Below are 25,654 nucleotides of genomic sequence, written 5' to 3' on the forward strand. Positions count from 1 at the left end.
GAGGAGATGGTTGTCGTTAGCCATCTTTTTCTCTTTTTATAGAAAAATTTCAGGGAGGTATGTGACTCGGACGAGTCACATACCTCCCTGTTTAGAACTGTCTATTAACCGACAGCCCCCTCTCCTTTTGAATATGTTTCAGCAGTCCTTCACAGCCTTCAAGCACATCCCGATAGGTCACATCAAAATTTCCCGTATACCATGGATCCGCCACATCATCCGGGCGGTCGGCAAACTCAAGCAGCTTATAAACCTTATGCTCCGGGTCACTGCCAAAAATACGCAGCATATTCCTTATATTCCAACTGTCCATACCAATCAGATAATCATAATGGGCATAGTCGCTTTTCGTTGCCTGAACCGCATACTTTCCGCGGCAGCTGATCCCAAGCGGCTCCAAAATCTTCCGGGTACCCGGATGCACCGGATTTCCAATCTCCTCCCGGCTTGTCGCCGCGGACGCAATCTCAAAAGAACGGCTTAAACCAGCCTTCGCAACCATATCCTTAAAAACAAATTCCGCCATCGGCGAACGACAAATATTGCCGTGGCAGCAAAAAAGTACTCTAATCATAACCAAAACTCCTTCCTGCTTTTTGGTAAAATTACTTCTTTGTTCATAAAACTACCTCTTTATGTTTCGTTCCACTCTCTCAATTTGTACACAATTGATCAACTTATTGTTTTCTATTTCCAGCTTCGGAATTCATGATCCCACTTTGCGGTGTATTTCTGATCATCGGTTATACTGTCAACAACAGGCAGCAGTAATGTTCGCAACAAATCTACCACATCAACCAGTTCTGCTTTCACCAGTGCCTTTTTCTTTTTCAAAAATGCCTTCCACCTGTTTTGATGAATCTCGCTTGTTATGAAGTCATTCGTGAAAGCAAATATATCACCGAATCCGGTACCTCTGTGGTCAAATGTTTCTTTGACTGCTTCCTTCAGCTCCGTTCCATCAAGATCGTACCGATCAGCAAGTATGTAGATATCATAGAAGTCTTTATATCTGCTGTTGGCATCTCCCAGAGAAACGATTGCTTCAAACTTCTCAGAGATTACCGAAGAGATCGAATACGCGTAAATTTCGGGCACTTCCATATCGAGCAGCACCGGAAAATCCATCTTCACTCTGTCCGGATAAACGACGTCACCAAACCCGATATCAATAGATACCGGAACTTTTGTCCTGTCCAAATATGCCATAATGGACACACTTATGCCGTGATATTCCTTGAATTCTGTTATATTCTTTACATTCAGCGTGCCCAAGTCATACCGCAATGCATCATCGCACTCGATAGAGAATATGTTTTCAAATACTTTCTTCATATCCTCCACATTATTCGGCATGTTTCTTGCCAGAAGATCAATGTCTCTTGTGGCTCTTGCAAATTCACCTTCAAAAAGAGCATACAGGAATATACCGCCCTTCAGAGTAAAACGCTCCACATATTCTGACACCGACAGTCTGTATACGGTTCTTTCCAACCCATACGCCGTCAGTACTTCCTGAAACGTCTTCCCGTTTGCAACAGCCTGATTCTTCCGTCTGTTTTTTACTGATATCGCACTTATCATATGAGCACCTCCAGATATTGTCTCATCGCTTTATCGCATTTCATCAATTCTGCATATTTTAGAAGGCGGTTCAGATTCCGATCCTTCCGTTGCAGATAGGTCACAAGGATTTCCCTGGTTTCTTCTATCCCGACCTTCTCTCTGTAAAACACGATATCCACGACAGTCTTTTCCATATCGTAGATCTGGAACTCATTCTTACCTTCCCTGACCGTTGTGACTCCCAGCTCATGTCTGTCATCTGTATAATGATGGACATTCATCTGCGGCCACTCCGGCATAGTAGATATCTTCGCCTTCCTCGGAATGGCAACATCAACTGCATCCGGAACGAATGTCGTCAGATGATAATAGACTGCTGCACTGAGGAGGCAGATCACACCTTTCGGCGCATAGGCCTCTGCATAATAAAAATCTGATTCCTCTCCACAATACTCTGCGTTCTCGTAATAGCTCTTATTCAATTTTATAAGCTTTCCTTCACTGACCAGCTTACTGACCTTATACTGTGAGAAGCCTCTGCTCTTAAGCTCCTGCATGGAAAAAATCTTCTGATCTTCAGGAAGGACCTCGGTTCCTGCCATCTTTTCCACCTCGATTCTGTTTAATTTGTTTTCGGCATTTTCCTATTCTGCCGAATTTCAATCAAATATTATAACTAAACCGACTGTTTGTCAATCAAAATCTGAGGTGAACATACAACTCCATACCTCTGTCTTTCTTTTCGCGATTTTACATATGTGCCCCGCGCCGTTCCCTGGAAGCCTTACATATAGAGATTTCACCACTCCTATCCGCAACAGTTTTCCCAATAGTCCCCTCTCTTCGCGTGTATGCCTGAATGCCATGACTTGCACAGTGCGGTCAGGTTACTGCGATCGTGCATTCCGACTTCACTCAAAGGCAGCTTGTGATGGCTCTCTTCAGTAGACACGTTCAAAGCAAAGGCAACCTGCCGCAAGCGCGCCGAACACAATCTGAAATTTTTGTTGGGCTATTGAATTTTAATTCAACTCAGCATTCGTTTCCTTTTTATAAAATATCATCCTACATACTCCTGATAATATCAATATCGTTGCATTAGCATAAATTACTATACACAAATCTTTAACAAACAGCCATAGAACGCGAGCTGGTGTATTTACCATAAATGGAATACACAACAATAGGATTGGCACCAAAATATAAACCATGATATCCAACACAGTTGCTTTTAAGGTTCTTTCCTTATTCTTGCAATGGAATGCTCTTGATATACTATACACGCTTAATGTGCATAACAAAATGCATACGACGTCAATTACTCCATGTAAAATGAGATACAAATCAGGCAAATCATTTCTCTCCTCACCAATAAGAGGATTAATAATATTCCCGATAATATTATTGGTTACCAGATAATCATTCATGTTTGCAAGAACAACTGCAGCTATTCCTTCCTCTGGAAGAATAAACATATTTGAAGTATAGTTCTCTACCAGTCCTGCATGCCACAAAATCGGTTGGCTATACATTTTTTCGGAATACATCCATCCCATTCCATAATAATAGGAGCCATTATTAACAGAAACATTATCATAAAGTACGGATTCTATACTTTCTTCATTTACTATATCTTCTCCGTCATTTAAATACATTTGTAAATATTTACCCATATCCGAACAACCAGAAGAAATGTATCCTGCAGGTACATTAGTCCAGGTACCATTATGAATAGCTTCCGGATAATCAGCTTCTCCTGCAACGGGAATCCCAAAGTAGTTTCTGTATCCTTCAATCAAGCCATTATCTTTTGCTTTTTCTAACGATGCCGCTGAACGATCCATACCTAACGGATTAAATATATTTTCTGTTACATAATCCTCATATGACATTCCACTAACAGTTTCAATAATCAATCCAAGTAAACCATAATTTGCATTTGCATAAACGTGAGTGCCATAAGAATCTGTTCTCTCTAATTTGCCCAAAGTCTGATATGTATCTATTCCACTTGTCTGATTAAGCAAATCTCGTATTGTTATTTCATTACTATCAGTCGGATTAATAAACCATTCTGAAGCATCTATATATTGAGAAATTGAAGCATCCAAATCAATTCTTCCTTTCTCTTGAAGTTGCATAATTGATATTGCAGTAAAAGATTTACTCATAGAGCCAATAATAAATGGTTGTTCTACACTTATACAATTTCCATATGTTTCTTCAAATATAACTTCATCCTTATCCACGACACATACAGCCATTCCTGGAATATGATTTTCCTCAACATCCCTCGCAATTTGTGCGCTAATTGCTTCATAATCTACACTTTTTTCGGTTGCCGAAACTATCTCCCCGCAAAAAGCTAAACATAGAATCATTGTCATTACAAACCATAATATTTTATTACTTAGCAAGCCCGACTCTCCAGAAATATTAATAAATCATTGGTAAACTCAAGCAAAAAACACAGAAAATGCCTTTTTCCACCATAGAATCATAAGAGTATAGCATCGATCAATTTACCATTATTCGGCTTTTCCTTTGTATTGTCCCCAATGGGTCAACAGTTTTTGTAAAAGTATTTTTAATTGGTTTTGTTCTGTTTCGTCTAAACAAGCGAATAACCGTTTTTCATCTTCGATACTTCTTCCATGGAGCATTTTGTGAAGATAATGGCTACTATAAAACAGCAAATATGGCAGACTGTCCTTGGACAAGTCTGCTGTTAAATATTCTTTTTTTTCACCGCCAAAGCCCCTGAAAGATTTACGGTGAGAGTAACGGTTTCCTGTTGTCTTGTTATTGTTCTTAAAATGTGCGTGTCCTTTTCCACATTTTAGGTGGGTTGTCGGGCAATGATTAGGACAGAGCAGACAAGTTTCACTTCTTTGGTTTCTCATAATTTACCTCCTCATTTATGATTAAGTGCCCAAATGCACTTTGGAACCGAACTAAATAAAATCAGTGGCGTGTTCCCGCGCCCATTGTTCAAAAGAACGAGCCGGATGACCGGTCAATTCCAGAACAGTAGGCAGGACAGTGTACATATATGGTTCAGGGTGCTTATTGGATTCAATCGCATAATCAATTAAAGCGTCCGAAAATCCCAAACCTGCATATTCCGCCCTTGCTTCTTCCTCAGTCTGGATCACCATTTGTACAGGCCTATGGATTGCTTCAGCAATCGACTGTATTCGCAAACGCGGTGTGGAAATTTCGGCTCCCGTGAGATAATACGATTTTTTTTCGTGTCCGGCATTACACAGAACAACTTCCGCAACTTCCGCAATATCCGCTTCGTGTATCAGTGCGCCTTTCGCATCGGGAAAAGGAGTGCGGGCGATATGTTGTGTGCGAATAGATTCCTGCCAAAAGATCAGTGTATTCTTCATAAATTCCACAGGAAAAAGCATCGTCCAGTTTAATTTCGACTGATACAGGGCTTCCTCTGTTGGGTACCTTGTACCATCTGAAAGAGCAACAATGTGTTTAACATTCGCTTCTGCAGCATATTGGATAATGGCAGGATCACCATCCGGAGTAAGCAGCAAGAAAAGGCCATCTATCTCTTTTAAACTGTCTTTCCACGCAAAAGCATTAGACAAATCACCCTGTACTTTTGTGACATTGCCTGAAAAAGCCATTTTGTTGGGATTGCGCATAAGAACAACGATATTTTCCTGTTTTTGCGAAAGATTATTTACCAAAATATTGCCGACGGTTCCAGTGGCTCCGGTAATTAAAAAGTTCATTTTGATACCTCGCTTGTATTATAAAGTAGTAGTGTTTATAGGCTCTCTCCAAGGTCTTAATGCTATTTCTATCATGGCATTCTTTACCTTTTCTACAGGTACAGCTATAATATATGAATTTGATTGTTAATCAGTTATATACGCTTATAACAAGTTCACAATTGCGAAGAACAACTGTAAGTTTATAGCTTATCATTTACTGTTTGTTTCCTTGCTATTTTCTGCAAATTCTCTCAAAAATCTTTTGCCATAAGCACATTGACTTGGACAACGCTTGCAGTAACCGGGTCCGCTGTCGCAGAGATAGTGTATAATATTTTCAATTTTTACATCTGTAGCTGGTTTTGTTGAACCATAATAAACAGATGTATGTGTATTTTGTTGTGCCATGCTGCTATCACCGTCCTTTCATTAAAGATTACAAGTACATTTCCAACAAACAGGCAGGCAGAAAACAGCCTGTGACACGTTTTCTTTTGGTACTGCAAGATTGTTTATTATCTATTCTGATATTTCTCCCGTATCTTCAAATGTTCCATAATCAAATCGGCTGCGCCATCTGCGGTCAGATCGCTGGAATCAATGGATAAATGATAATTTTTTGAGTTTCCCCAAGTTTTATCTGTAAAATGCCTATAATATTCGGAACGTGTCTTGTTTGTTCGCATGATAAGCAGTTCGGCCTCCTGTCGGGTAACGTTTGTTGTCATTTGTATCCGTTTGACGCAATCAGACATCGAAGCATGAACGAATACCCTTAACACTTCCGGCATATCTCTCAACACATAATCGGCACAACGGCCTACAAAAATACAGGATTCTCTCTCGGCAATATCCTTTATGACCTTAGTTTGGGCAAGATATAATTGTTGATGTAACGGTTGGTTATAAGATACCGCAGCATTTCCCATTGCCAGGGAATATAAAAATCTACTTGGCCTTTTTTCCTCAAACTCCTCAATAAATTCTTTTGTAAAACCACTCTGTTTCGCAGTTTCATACAAGATTTCGTTGTCATAGCATTTAATACCCAGCCGGACGGCCAGGAGCTGGCCGATATAGTGACCACCGCTGCCTTTTTCTCTTCCGATCGTAATTATTGTTTTGCTATTCATGGCTAATCCCCCTTTGTTTTATAACCCGCTCCATATGTTTCATTTCAACAATAACAAATATCAATGCGATTACAAATGCCAAAATGTCAGCTGCAGGAGCTGCCCATAAAAGTCCTGTGATTCCCCAGAGTGACGACATAATTATCATAGCCGGGAACTGAAAAAGCAAATCACGGCTGATAGATACAATAATAGATTGTATCGGTTTGCCTATTGCCTGCAAAAACACACCCGCACTTTTCTGAAAACAGGTAAACAGTATCAGACACAAATAGATTCGAAAGCACAAAACCGCAAAGGTGACATAAGCTTCTCCCTCATTACCAAAAACACGAATCAAAACATGAGGGAAAAATTCAAAAATAATTGTCGCAACAGCCGCAACTGCAACAGTCAGTATTGTCGTCAGCCTAAATGTATCACGCACTCGTTTATAGTTTCCGGCAGAGTAATTAAATCCGATAATGGGTTGTGAACCGATTGCAAGGCCAATTGCAATAGAGATCACAATAGCAAAAACTTTCATAACAATGCCCATAACCGCTATAGGGATATCTGAACCATAAACAGAATCTACGCCGTATTTTACTAAAAGCATGTTAGAAACACCGGAAGTAAGTACAATAGCGGCTTGTGTTAAAAAGCTTGAAATACCAAGCGGCAACACCTGCGCTACAGCTCCAAATTTAGGGCGAAAACTTTTTAATTTCAAACGAAAAGTTTTGCTTTTCAACAGATAGAGTACCGCAATCACACACGACAAGATCTGTCCCAAAATTGTAGCAATAGCTGCTCCCTGAACACCCATTTGAAAAACGAAAATGAAAATAGGGTCAAAAATAACATTGAATACGGCCCCGGATGCCATAGCTAACATAGATATTTGAGGGCTGCCGTCCGCCCGGATGACTCCGCTGAGCAGATTTGAAATCATATAAAAAGGCATGCCCATAAAAATTACTGTGCCATATTCTCTGGCATAGGGAAGTGTGACTTCTGTTGCTCCAAAAGCAGTTAGAATACTATCTGTGAACATAAAAAAGAAAATCATGTAAATTATGCTTAAAATAGTACACAGCACTAAACCATTACCCAGACAAAAGTGAAAATCCTCTGTTTGATTTCTCCCTTGACACAAACTTAAGTGAGCGGCTGTTCCGTCTCCAATCAGCAACGCTATTGCCAAACCGATAACCGTCAACGGAAATATGATTGATGTGGCGCAGTTTCCAAGATAGCCAACACCATTACCGACAAAGATTTGATCGACGATATTATATAGGGAACCGATCAACAGGGAAATAATGCTGGGGATTGCGTATTGAAGCAGCAATTTGCCTATATGTTCTGTTGCAAGTGGATTAAATGTATCTTGTTCCATAAAAGTACCTCCTTGTTTACGATTAAGCGCAAAAATGTTTTTTGAACCATGCCGCTATCACCATCCTTTCAATACAGGTTACAAAAAAAAATACGGCATGGAATCCATGCAGGATTCCATGCCGTAACACTCGCGCACACAGTAATAATATCACATCATGTCTAAAAAATCAAATTTTTTTTCAATCTATCTTCTCATTGACCATTCCGCCTTTCTTCCAATGCCTTCAGTAAATATGCCATATTTCTGCCTAAATTTTTCATCGTGTTATATTCTGCAGCATAAAGAAATGATACATTGCATCAAGTGTGGTGAGCGCGCCTCCCCGGCGTGCCGCCGTGACCGCCGCACCAACTTTGTGCTGAAACAGATCCACCTTGCAGATTATTCTAATACCAGTCATGCTTTTCGCCACGATCAAGGGCGTTGATACGCTCCATTTCCTCCTGCGTCAATTCAAAATCAAACAATTCTGTATTTTCCTGAATATGATCAGGATTGCTGGAACCGGGAATAACCACGACGCCCTCTTGCAGATTCCACCGCAGAATAACCTGAGCCGATGATTTGCCATGCGCCGCCGCAATTTCCGAAATCACCTCATTTCCAAGTAATTCTGCCGTATGTCCTCTTCCGCCGAGCGGATACCAGCCCTGCACCACAATTCCGAGACTGTGAATATATGGAATCACATCATTTTCCTGATAATACGGATGTATTTCATTCTGAACCAAAGCAGGCGTAATATTTACCTGCGGTAAAAATTCCTCCAGTTCTTCCACATACCAGTTTGATAAACCCAATGAGTGGATTTTGCCTTCCGCAACCGCTTTTTCCATTGCAAGGTAAGCCTCCACGTCGCCATCTCCGGGGTGGTGGAGCAGCATCATGTCAATGTATTCTATATCTAATTTGTCAAGCGCCTCCTCAATCGCAGCTTCCGGATCAGCGAACTGATTCGGATACAACTTTGTGATGACAAAAATATCCTCCCTCGGTATACCGGAGTTTCTCACAGCCTCTCCCACACTTTCCTCATTATGATACATATAGGCAGTATCAATCAGACGGACTCCACTATCTAATGCCGCCGTGACAGACTCCACACAGGTATCCCCGGTCAGACTATATGTGCCAATTCCGTATATGGGCATTTCATACCCACTGTTCAATAAAACTGTCTTTGTTTCAAAATTAAAAGAAATATCTCCTGCCATTGTATTATCACCCTCCTGTCTTACCTGCTCTGTCGTTTCTACACTTTCAGTCTCCTCATACTGTTCTGTATCCTTATCCGCAGCGGATTCCGTCTCTGCCTGTTTTCCACAGGCTGATAACATAACGATAAGCAGAACAACCAACATAAGACTATATTGCCGTTTCATACCGCTCCTCCTTTTCCTCTTGAACCACCTTCAGCACTTTTGCAGGAACGCCTCCCACTATTGTCATAGCAGGAACATCCCGTGTCACTACGGCCCCCGCCGCAATCACCGCATAATCGCCAATGGTCACGCCCGACAATATGGTTGCATTAGAACCAATCCATACATGGGCACCAATTTTTATCGGCGCATAATGATTTTTCCTGTTTTCTTTTGGATTCAGATCATGGTTGATTGTTGCCAGTACAACATTATGACCAATCAATGCGCCGTCCCCAATCTCAATTCCGCCCTGATCCTGAAAATGGCATCCTGAATTGATAAAGACATCCTTCCCGATTGTGATATTCTTTCCAAAATCCGTATAAAACGGAGGAAACATTCGAAAAGAACTGTCTACCCTTTTTCCGATCAGTCTGCTCATAATCTCCCGAAGTTCCTCTGGTGTATGATACTTCGTATTAAGCTCCATTCCGATGCGGACAGCCTCCTGAAAAAGTTCATTTGCATACGCATCCCGCTCGGCATTATCTTCTGCATCTCCCCGAAATCCGCCGATTACTTCCTTTATAGTCATGATTGACATCTCCTTTCACCTTTCTGACTCTATTGTAATTTGACGCAAGTAAAATATCAAATACATATATAGAATGATGTTCCATACTTGAAAAGTATGCCTTCTTCTGCTATTGTTAAGACAAAACACGATCAGGGAGGCCTTCCAATTGGATATTCGGGTATTACAGTACTTCCTTGCAGTCGCAAGAGAAGAAAGCATCACAAAGGCAGCGGAAACTCTGCGCATGACACAGCCGCCGCTCTCCAGACAGTTAAAAGATTTGGAAGAAGAATTAGGAAAACAGCTATTCATTCGCGGAAGTAAAAAAATCACATTGACTGAGGACGGAATGCTGCTCCGTAAACGTGCAGAGGAATTAGTTGATTTAATGGAAAAGACAAAGGCGGAACTGGCATCTTCCAGCGAGAACATCAATGGCGATATTTATATTGGCTGCGGAGAAACAGAAAATATTTCCTTTTTGGCGCAGGCAGCTTGCGATTTGCAGAAAAGGCACCCTCTTATTCACTACCATATTTACAGCGGCGATGCGGAACGGGTTATGGAAAAACTGGATAAAGGCTTAATCGACTTCGGATTATTGGTTGGAGAAGCAGACACAAGCAAGTATAATTACCTCAAACTTCCTCAAAAAGATGTATGGGGTGTATTGATGCGCAAAGACAGTCCGTTAGCCAAAAAGGAAACAGTCTGCGCAGAAGATTTATGGGATAAGCCTTTGATCGTATCACATCAGTCCTCAATCAATACAGAAATGTTACATTGGTTAAAGACAGATATCTCTAAACTCAATATCGTTGCAACCTACGATTTAATATACAATGCGGCGCAATTTGTTAAAAAAGGCTTTGGATACGTGATCGCATTGGACAGGTTGATCAATACGACAGAGGACAATAATCTATGCTTTAAACCACTTTTTCCCCCAATGGAAGCAGAACTTTGCATTGTTTGGAAAAAATACCAGGTTCTTTCAAGGGCCTCAAATATATTTCTTCAACAATTAAAAGCAGAAAAGACACCTACATCCCTGTAAGTGCGGGAGTATCCCAAATGGACTGGTCATCGCCAGGACTGGGGGCAGATTCATTCCCAGTGAGAGAGTTTCAAGTTTTGTGTAAACAGAAAAAACTGATATAAGATATGTCATTAGTTACCGAAGACAGAGTCTGATTTTCAGGCTCTGTCCTGGGAATATCCCAATAGGTAAGCAGCATCGCCTTACTGGAGGCACTATTCTATTTTTTTACCATACACCACCAAAGTCACCACAAATAATAACGTAATCATCTTTTGTCATTTCATTCTGCTCCAGAAAAATACTGGCATTAAACCTATAGTATAATTTTTTTATATCCGTCTTGCATTCAACTGAATTATTAACTATAATATACTTAACAAGCAATCGGAAGGTGAGTGCACTTCACCTAACCCGGCGAATTTATAACAATCTACAAAAGTAGCGGTCCAAAACTTGCCAGGTGCGGACGGCTACTTTTTATTTTTCATATTTAGAATCAATACAATCAATGACACTACATTCAAGATTATCATGAATTCTTCATATGTACTCATAATCATCATCCTTTCCGTCAAGCTCGGATCGGATGAGAGCACGTCCTCCCGACTACCTGAGTAAATATATTATATTTTTCTATATCTTATATAGAGTAAAGCCGCAGCTTTCGCCACGGCTTCCATTCATAATCTGCCTACATTACAGCCATGAGGCTTATCCCCGGTCAATCAGTTTCTCACCTTAACCTTCTCCACGGATTTCAGCACATTCCTATGCCTAAAGAAAAGTTTTCTATTTAACTAAAACTGTTCAAGAACAAAATCGTTGACTATTTAATGATAACAGTTCAAACAAAATCCAAAACAATTAACAACTGGAGATGTCCTGCAACATCGTTCGCAAACCACTTTTTCCGGAAGTAGGACTCGAACCCACAAATCATGATCACTAATCATGTGCGTTACCATTACGCCATCCCTTAAGCAGCTACCCAATTTAATCAGAATTGGTATACTCTTCTTGTAACATAACCCCGTTACAGGGAAACTAAGTTTAGGATTTTCGTAATGCAGGCAATGTCTTTATGCTATTTCAATAAATGTCGTTGCATTAGATACTTTAATTTGTGTATCCAGTTCTGTAAGCAAAATATTTCGCTTCTCTTCCAACAATTCCAATTTCTTCTTTATATCCAAAGGATCCACCAATTCTGTAGTATTTTCTTTTACGTAAGCATCAACCACACCTAATGGCTTATCATCTTTTGCCTTGGTATCCCGACCCAGAATACTCAAACGCATGTTTTCTGCTGTTGACTGAAGCTGACTATTCTTCATATCGCAGAATCGAACACGTTCATTATATTCATTATTCAATTTTTCTCTCAATTTGCCTTCAAAATCCGCATCCCCGTCATAGGAATCCATACCGCGAAGTCTGCTTCTAAGCGAAATTGCTCCGGCAACTGTAAATATTCCATAAGAAGTCCTAACTTCCGTCTTTGCGTTAGAATCCACGATAGCAGCATCAATTTTTTGGAAACGTTCGATCAAATCATTAATCTGCTGATAAGAGGCTTCGGCCTCTTTCGCATACTCTGCTTTATCGATTCTCTTTGCATATACTTTATCCTCATTCGGTTTAACCGTATCTACAAAGCTCGCTTTTGCAATTTTATCCGTTATTTTCTTTACCAACAGATCTCTTTCATCCAAGGCCTGTGTTACTAACATCTTTTCGCTCATAAAAATCCTCCCTCAAATCATTCCTAAATACTTCCTGGAAATAATTTTAAGGGAGACTTGCTCATTTGTCATTGAACTTGTAGTATAATTCTACGCAGCCCGCTTATTCAATTCCGCATAATATGCATACAACCGTCTTCCCTGTGGCGTTTTTGGCTGATATACATATTTCTTTCTATTTCCGCAAACCATTTCATCAATAGGAATTTGAAACAGTTCACTCAACGCATACAGATTATCTATGGTAGGCATACTGATTCCATTTAACCAATGATAGACGCTTTGAATACTTCCAAGTTCCAAATACTGTTGAACATCTTTTACAGTAAAACCTTTTTCATCCATGATTTTTCTTAACTTTAAACCTGTTTCTTTCCTGCTGATTACCGGAATCATGATACCACTCCTCTCTATTTATTTCTCTTTAAAATCAACTCGCAGAGCTCTTCTATTCCATCAAACCCCTGCCGGCTTAGTTCATTAGCCGCCGACCTCAATGCATCAGGAAATTTTTCAACCATTGTGTCGAATCTTTTCATCGCCATCTTGTTTCCTAAGCCCACATTGCGCGCCTCTTTTTCAAAAGACTCTCTGGTAATATCCCGGATACAATATGTTCCACCAATGCTGAGTGCCATATCTTCGGTGCTGCTCTCATAAACCATCGTGCTTACAATATCATAAGCAGGTGCCAAGCGAATCGATTTCAGATCCTCGCTGTATATTAATGAAAGATTCTTGATATGATTATCTGTATTCCCAATCAAATAATTAAACACGCAGATATCCCACAATTTCATTTGATCTGTGATAGGATCTACCGAATAATTCCGTAAAACCTCGAACATTTTCCGCAGATAACCGGAATTATTTTTTTCATACTTTTCCGCAGATGAAATTCCAAGTGCCTGCGAAAAGTCTTCCTGATGCAATCTATATGGTACTGGCATGCCATCAAGCCTTCTACAATTATCATTCATTTTTCGATCATATCGTTTCGTTGCAAACAATACATCTTCATCTTCTGCACTTCCAAGATGAATGATAAAACTATCCGGTATTTCAATTCCAAGTTTTTTTGCAGTAAGTAAACACAATTGTTCATTCCAGACGATTCTTTTCAATCTGATATGGCTCTGCTTTACAATGTGAGTGCTTGGTGCCTCTCCAATTGGCAGAAACCAATGTTTCCCATCATAATACAGTCCAACCTTTCCTGATGCACCTGTCAGTGATAAATGAGATTTTGTCACAAGCTCTGCGGATTCTGCTGCCCCTTCTTTTGCCAGCTTTTTCACCTCTTCATTTGTTAATTTTCTATACTCAGGCTTTATTTCCGCGATACTTTCATCAATAACTTTTATTGCTCCCAAACACTCCTGCCCAAGACCGGCAAGAATAGATAAATAATCATTCTCTTCCGCATGCATCCATTCAGCGACACATCTTCTTGTAAATCCCTCGGGCAATAAACCTTCAAAAAAATTTCTGGTAGCCTGAGCGTCAAAAGTTCTATCCATTAATGGAAGGCTGATAGATATTGATCTATGCTCGGGAACATTTACGTAACTTTCAGCATATGTAAAACACGCATCTTTAGAATCATTTCCAACAATATCTCCTACATAAACATTTTCTCCATTTAGTTCTATCTGGATCAACAAGTCCCGCATAACCCTATCCTCTTCTCTCTACGAATACATCCATCCCCAGGACGTGAAGTAACTCTATGATTTTTCCAATTTCTGCCGTTGATTTCCCTCTCTCCACATCAGAGATAAAGGTAACACTAAGACCGGTAAATTCCGCTAAAAATGCCTGGGTATAATTTAACTCTTTTCTTCTCTCGCGTATCGCTTGTCCTAAAGACTTTGAATCAATAATTTTCATAGACTTCCCCACTTTGCCGTTCGGCTTATTTCTTATTTTTTAATATCTTTTTATGCCGTTCGGCTTATTTTTATATAAAACATTATATTCTTAGCCGTTCGGCTGTGTCAATAAATATTAGCATGATTCGACTTTGCAAAATTTTCTATAACCTGCCACCAGCAGCTTCCTCCGGATGCATGACAATGCAAAAGAGAGGCCGCAAAAATACGGCCTCCCGGAAATCACTTTTCACCCGGCTTGTCGCCGCAGACGCGATCTCAAAAGAAGGGCTTAAACCAACCTTCGCAACCATATCCTTAAAAACAAATTCCGCCATCGGCGAACGACAAATATTGCCGTAGCAGAAACCTCCATCTCCGTTCCATTCGAAGTGACATTCAAGGTGACACTTTGAATGTCACTTTGAATGGAGCTCATTGAAACTAAACTTCATCTTTGCGGTTCACCTCCTGCTCCAACATGAGAAAGCGGTCGAAGTCACTCTCGTAAAGGCGATCCTGTATAATCCGATACTTTTCATATTCGGTCTCAGCATGGAGCTTCGCTTGCTCTGCGCTGATTTTTCCGGGGCCGATCAGTAATTCATTGCCATTGAACTCCAAAAATCCGTCCAACCGCTTTGCCCAGTCCTCCATGCTCATCGGAATCTTACGCTCAGCCTGCAGTTCGGCATAATCCAGATACAGCGACACAATGCGCTCCAGATAGTTCATTTCCTCTTTGCTCAGATAATTCTTGGCAATCGTCACATCCGCTTTCAGGATTTTGCCATCCGGTGCATTCTCCCATGTGGTAAGCCCCATGTGTTCCTTAGCCGCGTCAGCACGCTCCACGATCAGTTCCGCGGCTGTGTGCCGATGAACGGCAAAGTGCATCTTATTCTGCACTGTCTGAAAGAACAGGCGGGTTGTCTTTGCGCTTTTATCATAATCGAAAGCTGTTGCGTACAGGTCTGTGACCTTCTGATAAAACTTTCGCTCGGATAGCCGTATTTCACGAATCTGCTGCAGCTGCCGCTCAAAGTATTCATCCGTAAACATATGCCCTTTTTTCAGGCGGTCCGCATCCATTGTCCAGCCCTGAATGGTATGGTCCTTTACAATTTGCCCCGCCCATTTGCGAAACTGTACAGAACGCTGATTATTCACCTTGAAACCCACAGCGATAATCAGCTGCAGATTATAATGGGCAACTTCACGGCTGACCTGCCTTGCACCTTCCGTCTGAACTATTCGGAATTTCCGAATAGTTGCCTCCTCCATCAATTCTCCGTCAGCATAAATCTTTTTGATATGCCCATTGATGGTGGGCAGCCCAACGTCATACAGCGCCGCCATCATCTTCTGCGTCAGCCAGATGTTCTCATCTTCATAGCGCATTTCAAAGCTGGCATCGCTCTCTCCGGTAGAGGCCACAAAGGTCAGATATTCCGCTGCGGAGCTGCGAATAATCAATTCTTTTTTTTTATTTTCTACCATATCACAGCACCTTCCTTACTGTATTCCATTATCATTTTCCTCCCCATTTTTTCTAATAGGATTAGTCCCCTTCTGTATTGGAAGAATCCTGCCACGCCCTTGATATCTTATTCCGTTTAACCGTCTTATTACTTTCAACCCATGTGTATTCTGTTATCAAAATCTGCAAGCCCGACTCTCCAGAAATATTGGTAAATCATTGGTAAAACTGAGTAAGGAACCCAGGAAATGCTCAATTTTCAACACTTTTCTCGTGCCCGGTAAATCCTGCCGTGGCAGATAAATAATATTTTTATCATTTTTATATCGCTCCTTATAAGTCCTGTATTTCTTCTCAAATACTTGATTTACAAAGGATTCCAGAGTTATTTCTGGACTTTCATAGAATTATTTTATACAATTCATAATTAAACTTATCATCATTTCTTTTTCTTCTGGATTTGATTCTGCAATCATAATAGTAAGTGCCACAAGAGTATGATCATCAATTAACTTTTCTCCATCCTGAAACAACACGTCATTTTTGTCTAAAAAATACAGAAACATCGTTGCCGCAATCCGCTTATTTCCATCAGAAAAACTGTGATTCTTCGTTACAAAATATAATAAATTTGCTGCCTTTTCTTCCAAACTAGGATATAAATCTTTTCCCGCAAAACTTTGATAAATTGCACCAATGCTTCCTTTGAAAGAATCATCCTTTTCATTCCCAAATAAAGAACTACTGTTCCCAAATTTCATATTATCAATTACTTTTCTACATTCCTCATAAGTCAGAATATACGTTGCCTTATTTCCTTTTGGGCGTATCATATTCTGATGATCATAGGCATCCAACAGTTCCAATGCCTGACTGTATCTTTCTACTACTGTCAACACTTGCCTAGTGTCAAGACTATTTTCTACTCTTTTCATAACCCGTATTACCTCATTCAACTGATTCATACGGTTATGGTTCACAGAGTATCCTTTAATTATGTATTCTTTTAAAACAGAATTTGCCCAACGTCTGAATTCAACACCTCGTTTTGATTTTACACGGTATCCCACGGAAATAATGACATCCAGATTATAGTACTTGATTCGATATTTTTTCCCATCTGAAGCAGTTGTCAAGGATTCCTTGACAACTGACGTTTTATCCAGTTCACCTTCCCTGAAACAATTATTAATGTGTAAACTAATATTCTGTTTTGAAACATCAAAAAGCTGTACCATTTGTGCTTGTGTCAACCAAACTGTTTCCTCTGCTATAGTAACATTTAATTTTACACTTCCGTCTTGTGCTTCAAATAGTACTAATTCATTCATCCACATCACCGCCCTTGTCGTATCAATTCACAAGTTTTCTTTATATTATCATATCAGAGCATCTTTCAAAAGTTGTAAATCAGTTGTACAAATTATCTACTCCATTTAAAATCTCGCATAAATCAAAGAAATCTTATCCAATCAACACCTCCTGCCGTGGCAGATAAATAATACTTTTATCATTTTTGTCTTTTCCTTTCATTTCTTGGCAAATCTTTGCATATTTTGGCATATCTTAGTCGGCAAAAGTGGTACGAGGAGTAGTAAAATTCTTTGGGAACCTCTGCTTTAAATTTACTTTTAAACACTCAGAAACTCGCTCATCCTATACATACCAACTATTAACTATACATAAGTTGTACTCTTTGAATAAATTCATTAAGTTGTACATCATCAAACAAATCACCAGAATATACAGCAGAACAAAGTTCATTCATTTGATTAGCAATCTCTAAATCCAAATGATCCTGAACTTCTTTTTGCATGATATCTATTTTATCCATCACCTTCTTAAGTTCATAAGCACAATATATTTTATCTTCCTCATCATGAAGTAATTCTCGAATTTTTGAATATACCCACAATTCCTCACCTATATCACCAATATTATGAATATATGGATTAATATTTTGTGGTTGCAATTCCATATCATAATCAAAGCACTTCATCATTTCTGGTGTTACATCTACCGGATATGGTGTCATAAACGAATTTTTCACATTTTGATCTTCTGATATAAGAATTTCGTGTACTGTTTCAAAAAATCGTTTTGGAAATTTAAGTGCCATAGGCAGAATATAATTTTCATCATTGCAAATCAAAACAATCAAATAGTCAAACGAACTCTCCGCAAATGCTACTGAATTTACAATAAAATTCTGCATCATCTCTTCATTAGTTAAATCAAATGCTTTAAAAATAATTGGATAGCTTTTGAATATTTCATCTTCATAAACTCGAGTAGGAAAAACAGCATCATATTCATGTTGCATACTTTCGAATACTACATTTACTTCACTAATTTCCTTTTTGCAAATATCTATGTACCAACTTTTTACTTGATATTTATTAAAATTCAAAACTGCATTATGTTGCAAATAATATCTACAACACATATCGGTTTCAATGATTTTTTGAGATTCATACTCACATAATCTTAAATGCTTTGTAATATATTCATCTTCCAGTGCCATATTTTCAAAAAATTCATGCATACGTGATAACGACGCTGTCGCTTGTTTCAAATTAAAAAGAACTAATCGTGAATCCTTTTCATTCTTCTTTATCAAGCCAACAACTTGTCGCAAAAAATTTTGTATACTGTTAAAATACTCTTGTCGTATTTTTGTAAACTTTTTAGGCACATCTATTACTTTTTCAAATGGTCTATACTCTTTAGGATATGATAATACACCACATACCATACTTTCAAATTTTTCTCTCTTTTTATCAAATTCTACACCAGTACTACCAATCTTTTTACCTGCTAAAAGTTTATAAATACATATACATAATTTATCTAAACTTTCACAGATACATTGACGGATATTGAACCAATGTTCTATCCATTCAGACACTGAGTCAAATTCATAATTGCTTTGTATCGTTTTAATCCATAAAGAAGTAAATTCTTGATGAAACATAATCACTAAGTTTCTTCGTGGCATCTCTTTATGTGCATCATCCGGTATCGTATAGCCTTCCAAAATATCTAACCGCGGCATTATAGCATCTGAATAATATTTTTCATAAACAGGTAAAGTTCTGCAAATATATTTTAAACGCGAAACGCTTTCCTCATTTCCTTTTTGTATCTCACTTGACCTAAGTACATATTCAACATGGATTGTATTTTCCGCTACAAATATTCTGTGAGAAAAGGTCTTATACTTCAGATACTTCAATATTATTTCAAGATTTTCTGTGATGAATCTTTTATAAACTTCTCTATTTCCACAATAAGATGTATACATCAATAAAGAAACCGTATCTATTGAACATTTTTCTGCGCGAACCCAAAGATTTTCCAAGTTAATATTGGTAGCTAAATTTAGCGAAATATCCATATTATATAACCAATCTGATATCAGTGCGTATGAATCAATATCTGCAATATCTTTTGTATTTATTTCTTTTAATTTATTGTATAACTTCGAGCTTAAAATATATATATCCGTTTGAACTATGTCTATTCTTGTAATGGTATCTCGTAACCTTAATAAATACTGAATATTTTGATTATCTGGCATTAACTCCTTCATTTTTTCAAGAGTTTGTAAAGATTCATCTATTTCCTGAAATTGTGCAAATGGGCAAATATCTGTTGCTAACACATATAATCCATTATGATCATTAGCATCATTAAATACTTCCTCATTTTGCTTAAAATACTGCATGACACTACCTGAAAAAGTTCCACGTATCGCAAACACAAAACATTTTAAATCTTCAAGATTCCACCATTGTTGTACAATATCTGAATAGAATTTTTCTTTATCAAATTCAAATTCCGGATAATGCGAGAACAGAATAGCAAAATCTTTTATGTCAGCAAGTTTCGTAACATTATATGCTGTTTCTTCAAATGGATAATATTCATGCAAACGATTTACAATATGCTGTGAGCGCACAGGATGCAAGCCCTCTACATAATCCCCATCCTTACTGACATGAACCAAAAATTCATCTACCATACTTTTCAGGATTTCTCCCACATCATAAGATGATTTTCTTGACAAATCTTGCAATAACTTTCTTGTTAATAATTTAGTTCCGCATATGTCAGCAAAACATACTGTTCTTAATATTTCAAATTTAATTCCACTTTCTGCAGTAGTCCCGATTTCACTCATTTGAGCAGAAATACGTTCTGCGATCATTTCACCATGCGTAAGTAAATAAACATATTCTATCAACAATTTTTTTTCAGCTATCTTTTCCCAAGAATTTTTCCAATCCATTATTTTAGAATGTATATGACCTGATTTTTGTAGGGTATTAAAAATCTCAATAGCTTCTTCTTTCGATAGTATCGGCTTAATAATGTTCATAGAGTGTATATTACTTATATCCCCACCATAATTGTACCAATCATTTTCTCTTGAAGTTACCAAGAATTTATAATTATATGCCACATCAGATTGCATAAGTTGAACAAGCTGATTCCATTCACTCAGATGAGCATCTAAGTTATCAAGCAAAATCAATGGTTTTTCACCAAGTCGAATTCTAGAATGAAAATATTCTACAATATGTCCAAGTTCTTTTCTATTATTGCAGCATATGATTTGATAAGGTGTATATTCTTCTTTTAAAACATACTGTGTTTTCAGTGCTAAAGTGGTTTTTCCCTGTCCACTTGATGATTTTATTATCGTAACCATATAATCATTAACGGAATTAGTTAATTCTCTTTCAATTATAGGACGAGACACCGGCAACCCGTTTGCTATATCTAATGGCGTTGCTTTTTTCCCTTCATAGTAATCAGACTCTGAATTTAAAGAAGTGATAAAATCAATCTTCTTTATCCAACTATGAGCAGGATTTTGTGGACCCATGCTTATATCAAATTTAACTTCTTCAATACATTTCTTTATATCGCCTAATGAAATCTCACTTCTACTCTCCATTTTATCTAAGCAAAAAATCTCCATACTATTAGCATATAATTTTATATTGCCAGTTGTAATACCATAATTATTGATCAGTGTCTTTTCAACATCATCTTCAAGTGTCGATTTTTTTACATTTTCATACGATATTTTCGAAATAAATTCTTCAAAACCATAATTATTCCAATTCCAATTAGAATTTTCTTTTTTTATCTTTTCAATAACTGCTTTCCAATACTTTTGTGAATTTGAATCCAATTTTCCTTCCAACAATTTTTTCAAATAGCCTGTTGCTACAGAAAAGTCATACACAAGCTTAAAATTTCTGTTTTTATCAATTAAGTAAGCTTCCAGAAAATTTTTCAACACACTCGGCATAAAACTGGCATCTTGTTTTACTGTAGAATATTTTAGCTGAATATGAGTTATAGATTGTCCATCATTTTCGCATATTCTATAATCGATATCTTCTATTCCTTCTAAGTTGAAAATCACATTTTCTTCTCCCTCAGACAACAGCAAATAGCAAGAATAAAGGAATTGATAAGAATATCCTCTTAAAGCATTTTGTCCTCCATCTCTTGAATCTTTTAATTCTTCTATACTAGTCTTTGGTTTTGAAACTAATTTAGTCTTGCTCTTCTTTTTAACATTTTTCTTTTTTGCCATAGTCAATTCTCCTAATACCTTATCCAAAATATCTACTGTCATTATCAAAAATTAATCTTATCTATCAAACCAACAACTACTTTACACACATCCCCAAACTCAATCCCTACCGCATATTCAAAATCCTTCTGATAATTCTTCCACTGTCTCTGCATAACCTCGCTCTTTTCAATAGTCTCCATAATTCTCAGATAATCCTTAATTACATCCGCGGAACCGCGCTTCTTTGCAGTTGCGTCCAGTGCCGCCTTTAATGCTTCAGTCTCAATATTTGAACTTTGTAACTTTGACAATATGTATATATCGTAATAATCCCTTGGTCTTGTGTTCTGATCCCCTCTGAAAATAACTGTTTTCTTCTGTGACACGAAACCATAGGAACATATTTTTGATGTGGTGTTCCATATCTACGTTTGGAAGCAGAAAAAGCACTTTTCAAAAATAATATCTTTATATGCCTGCAAGCTGATATATGCCCCAGACTGCAAGCAAGCAAAGATACTGATTTCCAGTTAGTAAAAACATAAAAACTTGTTTGATTGGAAAACTAGTCCGAATCATCGGCTTTCATTTTGCACACCGCTGAACGAACTGACCGTTATTTCATCATACACTTCATCTAATTTCTTACTTAAACCAAATAAGTTCCGTCCGATCTGCGCCTCTTGCCGTAGCAAATAAATAATACTTGTATCATATTTTATATCTCTCCATATGCCTTCAAACATTGATATTTCGGGCTTTTCGACACCTTTTGAATTTTTCCCTCTGATTTGACTCTGCAATCATAATAGTAAGAGCCTCAAGTATATAATCATAATAAATCCTTTTACGCTACAGCATTTGCGTTTATCTGATCGATAACCTTCCTTATGCCCATCCACACAGTCAAATCTGTAAATATCTCTACTACGCTTCCCTTATCTGTAAATGGTGTCTCCTGAAGCACAGACAAATCTTTCATCATTCCGTTATGCACAATATACTCTACAATCTGATTTACAAAATAAATTTGTCTGCTATCAAGATTAGTATCATTTAAAAACTGTGAGAATGCCTCTTTTGCCGCGTTCATATCAAGTCCGACGATTTCCCGAACAAATTCACCTAAAGGTTTATGACCATATTCTTTTTCATAATCATCCTTGGTTCCGACTTCTTTCCAAAGAATTTGTTCCAAACTCTCAATATCTGTTTCTGTCAAAGGCCGATTTGTCTTGAGCTTTGCAATTGCAATATGATCCTGATGCTGACGCACATAGAATTCTGCTTTTGCTTTATAATTCTTCAACTCATCATTTTCTAATTCAGATTCATTCCATTCCGTAGAAAGTATTTCATCCGTAAAATCCGTATCATATTTGATAATTCCGTTAGGGAGGTATTTCATTAATCCCCGCAGATTCACTCTAATATGCTCAAACTCATCAATTCCGGCATTCTCCACATAATCTGTATGCAGAATCTTATTGATAAGTTCTGCCTGCATCTGAATCTCCGGAATATTTGCAACGCTTGCGATACCTTCCACTTTTTTGAACAAATCACTTTTATGACGGCCATAACCTTTTCCTGCAAGGTATGCCAACTCCATTCCATATATCAACGCATCAAATCGAACAGCACTGGCCTCATCTCCATCCGGTTGAATAAGCGGTGCCAGTTCTTCCCTTACAATCAATGTATCCTCAAACGTAATGGAATTATAATTCTCAAATACTGAATATGTATCAACATATTTAAGATGCTGCCGCACCGCAAAGTTTTCCCGGTTCAGTTCCTGCACTTTACCGGTCATCATTTCAATCAGCTTTTTTCTATACGCTATTAAACGCTTCACCTGATATTCTAAACTCTGCAGCTTATATACAATCTCGAATTCCAGGGAGAAAACAGCACCTTGCAATGCAATCATATTTGCCGTAGGCCTTCCCTGATTCATACGGAAAAATTCAAAATTACCACAAAAGTCAAAAATATAAAACTTATCCTTATCTTCTCCGTTTATGAGTCCCGGACACAATCTGGTTCCACGGCCAATCATCTGCCAAAACTTGGCCTTGCTCATTACTTTCTTAAAAAAAACAAGATTTAATACTTCCGGTACATCGATACCGGTATCCAGCATATCTACAGAAATCGCAATCTGCGGCATTTTCTTTGAATCCGAAAATTCATCAATTGCACTCTGCGCGTAAGTCATATAATTATCGATCACCTTTGCAAAAGGCTGTTCATTCTTACTCAACTCCGGATACTGCTTGTTAAATACTTCGAGGATTTTTTCCGCATGATCATGATTCTTTGCAAAGATAATGGTCTTTCCGATCTTCTGACCGTAATCAATCCGAAGTCCGTCTTTCATAAGCACATTCAAAACCTGCTTAATGGTATCTTTATTGAATATCCACGTATTCAAGGCTGATGAATTTATTCTTTCCGGCAATTCACCATCTTCGAATTCAAAAGTTTCCTCATACGCAGCCTTATCTTCCTCAGACAACTCGTCATAAGCAATACCCTCTTCGATAAACTTAAGCCTTGTCTCTACTGTAATAAAATCAACCAAATATCCATCTTTTACTGCCTGCGCCAACTCATATCCATAAGTAGGAACACCATTTTCTAAATCAAAGATTCCATATGTATTCTTATCAATCTCATCCTTAGGAGTCGCTGTAAGTCCAACCAACGGCGCATCAAAATAATTGAATATATCCTTATACTTGTTGTAAATGGATCTATGTGCCTCATCACAGATAACAAGATCAAAATGACCGCAAGTAAATAATTTTCCTTTTTCATCTTTTACGGAGTCAATGCAATTCATCATCGTCTGATATGTCGAAAAGATACAGTGAGCCGTATAATTATCCTTTTCTCCAACTAAATTTGAACATGACAAATCAGGCAAAAGATTTACGAAATTTCTTTTTGCCTGTGTAACCAACGAATTACGATCCGCGAGGAATAATATATTTTTAACCCATCCCGCATCTAAAAGTACTTTACATAATGCGATAACAGTTCTTGTCTTGCCGGAACCTGTAGCCATTACAAGAAGTGCCTTCCTGCGGTTCTTCTTATCAAAGCTGTCGCAAACCGCTTTCACTGCAGCTTCCTGATAATATCGGCCGGCAATATTTTTATCCACTGAAATATGGGTAAGGCTTGTCTTCATTGTCTGAAGGTTAAACAATTTCTCCAAATCCCTCTTAGAATAAATAACGGCAACCTTTCTTTCCGGATATTGATTATCTATAATTCTTGTCTCAAAGCCATTTGTCAAAAATACAACCGGTCTTCTCTTATACTGAGCTTCTAACAAATCGGCATATAACTTGGCCTGCTGTCTGCCTTTGACAACATCCACACATGTTCTCTTCGCTTCAATTACAGCCAATGGTCTATAGCTATCGTCATATAAAACATAATCTGCAAAACCGACTTCTCTCTTATTAGGCATTCCCGGAAGTTCAACCTCGTTCATCCAGTCTTTGCCTTCCGTCCATCCGGCATCTAATAACATCGCATCAATATAAATTTTACGGGTCTTATACTCTGAAAGATCCAAAGGCTTTGGAACGTAAGTCTGCTGCTGCTCTGCACGTTTTGCCGTAAGTTCTTCTTTAAGTGCCTTATTTTCAGCAATCAAAGCCTTCAAATTAACATCCGTATCGGAAATTTTTGAAACTTCTGCTTCTTCATGTGTCTCTGTCAGCAGATTTACATTATACTGTCTCTCCTCATAGAAATCTGAATAGCAATAAGATACATAATCCATGAAAATAAACAAATTCTTTAAACAAAGAATAGCCTCATCCTCTGTAATTTTTCTGCCATTATGCGCTGCTCTGTTTCCAATCTTACGAATCAAATCAAGCCGTTTCCATAATGCATCATCAACGAGATCATGAAAATCTTCTGTACTCATCAAACTAATAAGGCTGTCCTGATATGGCCTTTCCAGAGACTTATCTACAGAGTACATCCACTTAATGGCAAATTCCATTGCACGCCGACAATTAATTACACTGGATTCTATATCAATTTTAAGAACCTTCTCTGCCACAATGGCAACATCGGCAAAACTACTGAATTTCGGTTCTTGTTTCAAATAGTCAAAATTAGTCATAGACAGATC

The 25,654-nt window shown here is 38.1% G+C and carries 23 protein-coding genes, 1 tRNA gene and 1 pseudogene; 1 reads left to right on the forward strand and 24 read right to left on the reverse strand.

Annotated elements, in window-relative coordinates; all coding sequences use genetic code 11:
- Nucleotides 1-91: 91 nt before the first annotated feature.
- The 13 genes from ACMN7X_RS06675 to ACMN7X_RS06735 form a co-directional block, all read right to left on the reverse strand.
- On the reverse strand, nucleotides 92-574 hold the full coding sequence (locus ACMN7X_RS06675) for a low molecular weight protein-tyrosine-phosphatase (protein ID WP_418746693.1): 483 nt from the start codon (nucleotides 572-574) through the stop codon (nucleotides 92-94).
- A gap of 113 nt (nucleotides 575-687) precedes the next feature.
- A complete protein-coding gene (locus tag ACMN7X_RS06680; protein ID WP_418746694.1) occupies nucleotides 688-1,584 on the reverse strand; it encodes a nucleotidyl transferase AbiEii/AbiGii toxin family protein in 897 nt (298 codons plus the stop codon).
- Nucleotides 1,581-2,168: a type IV toxin-antitoxin system AbiEi family antitoxin domain-containing protein gene (locus ACMN7X_RS06685; RefSeq protein WP_418746695.1), complete on the reverse strand. Its 588-nt coding sequence runs from the start codon at nucleotides 2,166-2,168 to the stop codon at nucleotides 1,581-1,583. The genes ACMN7X_RS06680 and ACMN7X_RS06685 overlap by 4 nt, the downstream gene beginning before the upstream one ends.
- Before the next feature lie 206 nt (nucleotides 2,169-2,374).
- Nucleotides 2,375-2,518: an HNH endonuclease gene (locus ACMN7X_RS06690; protein WP_418746759.1), complete on the reverse strand. Its 144-nt coding sequence runs from the start codon at nucleotides 2,516-2,518 to the stop codon at nucleotides 2,375-2,377.
- A gap of 70 nt (nucleotides 2,519-2,588) precedes the next feature.
- On the reverse strand, nucleotides 2,589-3,983 hold the full coding sequence (locus tag ACMN7X_RS06695) for a serine hydrolase domain-containing protein (RefSeq protein ID WP_418746696.1): 1,395 nt from the start codon (nucleotides 3,981-3,983) through the stop codon (nucleotides 2,589-2,591).
- Between the two features lie 111 nt (nucleotides 3,984-4,094).
- The gene (locus ACMN7X_RS06700; RefSeq protein ID WP_418746697.1) at nucleotides 4,095-4,469 is read right to left on the reverse strand and encodes a hypothetical protein; all 375 of its coding nucleotides are present in this window, start codon (nucleotides 4,467-4,469) and stop codon (nucleotides 4,095-4,097) included.
- 51 nt (nucleotides 4,470-4,520) lie between these two features.
- Nucleotides 4,521-5,321 (reverse strand): NAD(P)H-binding protein, encoded by an 801-nt coding sequence (locus tag ACMN7X_RS06705; RefSeq protein ID WP_418746698.1) that lies wholly within the window; start codon nucleotides 5,319-5,321, stop codon nucleotides 4,521-4,523.
- Between the two features lie 192 nt (nucleotides 5,322-5,513).
- On the reverse strand, nucleotides 5,514-5,711 hold the full coding sequence (locus tag ACMN7X_RS06710) for a hypothetical protein (protein ID WP_418746699.1): 198 nt from the start codon (nucleotides 5,709-5,711) through the stop codon (nucleotides 5,514-5,516).
- A 107-nt stretch (nucleotides 5,712-5,818) separates the two neighbouring features.
- Complete coding sequence (locus ACMN7X_RS06715; protein ID WP_418746700.1) at nucleotides 5,819-6,436, reverse strand: AAA family ATPase; 618 nt, start codon at nucleotides 6,434-6,436, stop codon at nucleotides 5,819-5,821.
- Nucleotides 6,429-7,817 carry an MATE family efflux transporter gene (locus tag ACMN7X_RS06720; RefSeq protein ID WP_418746701.1) on the reverse strand — a complete coding sequence of 463 codons (1,389 nt, stop codon included), beginning with the start codon at nucleotides 7,815-7,817 and terminating at the stop codon, nucleotides 6,429-6,431. The genes ACMN7X_RS06715 and ACMN7X_RS06720 overlap by 8 nt, the downstream gene beginning before the upstream one ends.
- A 259-nt stretch (nucleotides 7,818-8,076) precedes the next feature.
- The gene (locus ACMN7X_RS06725; protein ID WP_418746702.1) at nucleotides 8,077-8,220 is read right to left on the reverse strand and encodes a hypothetical protein; all 144 of its coding nucleotides are present in this window, start codon (nucleotides 8,218-8,220) and stop codon (nucleotides 8,077-8,079) included.
- Complete coding sequence (locus ACMN7X_RS06730) at nucleotides 8,207-9,202, reverse strand: aldo/keto reductase (protein WP_418746703.1); 996 nt, start codon at nucleotides 9,200-9,202, stop codon at nucleotides 8,207-8,209. Before ACMN7X_RS06730 ends, ACMN7X_RS06725 begins: the two co-directional genes overlap by 14 nt.
- A complete protein-coding gene (locus ACMN7X_RS06735; protein ID WP_418746704.1) occupies nucleotides 9,186-9,779 on the reverse strand; it encodes a DapH/DapD/GlmU-related protein in 594 nt (197 codons plus the stop codon). Before ACMN7X_RS06735 ends, ACMN7X_RS06730 begins: the two co-directional genes overlap by 17 nt.
- A 148-nt stretch (nucleotides 9,780-9,927) precedes the next feature.
- Between ACMN7X_RS06735 and ACMN7X_RS06740 the strand changes: the two genes are divergently transcribed.
- Nucleotides 9,928-10,818, forward strand: coding sequence for a LysR family transcriptional regulator (locus tag ACMN7X_RS06740; RefSeq protein ID WP_418746705.1), 891 nt, complete (start codon nucleotides 9,928-9,930; stop codon nucleotides 10,816-10,818).
- Between the two features lie 896 nt (nucleotides 10,819-11,714).
- On the opposite strand, the gene ACMN7X_RS06745 is transcribed toward ACMN7X_RS06740, so the two are convergent.
- From ACMN7X_RS06745 to ACMN7X_RS06795, 11 genes and pseudogenes are all read right to left on the reverse strand, one after another.
- Nucleotides 11,715-11,778, reverse strand: a tRNA-Thr gene (locus ACMN7X_RS06745).
- A gap of 104 nt (nucleotides 11,779-11,882) precedes the next feature.
- A complete protein-coding gene (locus ACMN7X_RS06750; RefSeq protein WP_418746706.1) occupies nucleotides 11,883-12,545 on the reverse strand; it encodes a hypothetical protein in 663 nt (220 codons plus the stop codon).
- A gap of 90 nt (nucleotides 12,546-12,635) precedes the next feature.
- Nucleotides 12,636-12,941, reverse strand: coding sequence for a helix-turn-helix domain-containing protein (locus ACMN7X_RS06755; RefSeq protein ID WP_418746707.1), 306 nt, complete (start codon nucleotides 12,939-12,941; stop codon nucleotides 12,636-12,638).
- A gap of 14 nt (nucleotides 12,942-12,955) precedes the next feature.
- Nucleotides 12,956-14,218, reverse strand: coding sequence for a type II toxin-antitoxin system HipA family toxin (locus tag ACMN7X_RS06760; protein WP_418746708.1), 1,263 nt, complete (start codon nucleotides 14,216-14,218; stop codon nucleotides 12,956-12,958).
- Between the two features lie 4 nt (nucleotides 14,219-14,222).
- Nucleotides 14,223-14,435 carry a helix-turn-helix domain-containing protein gene (locus tag ACMN7X_RS06765; RefSeq protein WP_418746709.1) on the reverse strand — a complete coding sequence of 71 codons (213 nt, stop codon included), beginning with the start codon at nucleotides 14,433-14,435 and terminating at the stop codon, nucleotides 14,223-14,225.
- A gap of 238 nt (nucleotides 14,436-14,673) precedes the next feature.
- Nucleotides 14,674-14,754: pseudogene (locus ACMN7X_RS06770) on the reverse strand (low molecular weight phosphotyrosine protein phosphatase); the annotation flags it as partial.
- A gap of 106 nt (nucleotides 14,755-14,860) precedes the next feature.
- A complete protein-coding gene (locus ACMN7X_RS06775) occupies nucleotides 14,861-15,916 on the reverse strand; it encodes a virulence RhuM family protein (protein ID WP_418746710.1) in 1,056 nt (351 codons plus the stop codon).
- Nucleotides 15,917-16,303: 387 nt separating this feature from the next.
- Entirely contained in the window at nucleotides 16,304-17,227 is a 924-nt protein-coding gene (gene rhuM / locus ACMN7X_RS06780; RefSeq protein ID WP_418746711.1) for a RhuM family protein, read from the reverse strand.
- Between the two features lie 341 nt (nucleotides 17,228-17,568).
- On the reverse strand, nucleotides 17,569-21,510 hold the full coding sequence (locus ACMN7X_RS06785; RefSeq protein ID WP_418746712.1) for a hypothetical protein: 3,942 nt from the start codon (nucleotides 21,508-21,510) through the stop codon (nucleotides 17,569-17,571).
- Between the two features lie 44 nt (nucleotides 21,511-21,554).
- Entirely contained in the window at nucleotides 21,555-21,878 is a 324-nt protein-coding gene (locus ACMN7X_RS06790; protein WP_418746713.1) for a nucleotidyl transferase AbiEii/AbiGii toxin family protein, read from the reverse strand.
- Nucleotides 21,879-22,339: 461 nt separating this feature from the next.
- Entirely contained in the window at nucleotides 22,340-25,645 is a 3,306-nt protein-coding gene (locus ACMN7X_RS06795; protein ID WP_418746714.1) for a DEAD/DEAH box helicase family protein, read from the reverse strand.
- Nucleotides 25,646-25,654 lie beyond the last annotated feature (9 nt).

Origin of the sequence: Frisingicoccus sp. (assembly GCF_048388605.1) — a bacterium.
In the GTDB taxonomy this organism is placed as follows: domain Bacteria; phylum Bacillota; class Clostridia; order Lachnospirales; family Lachnospiraceae; genus Frisingicoccus.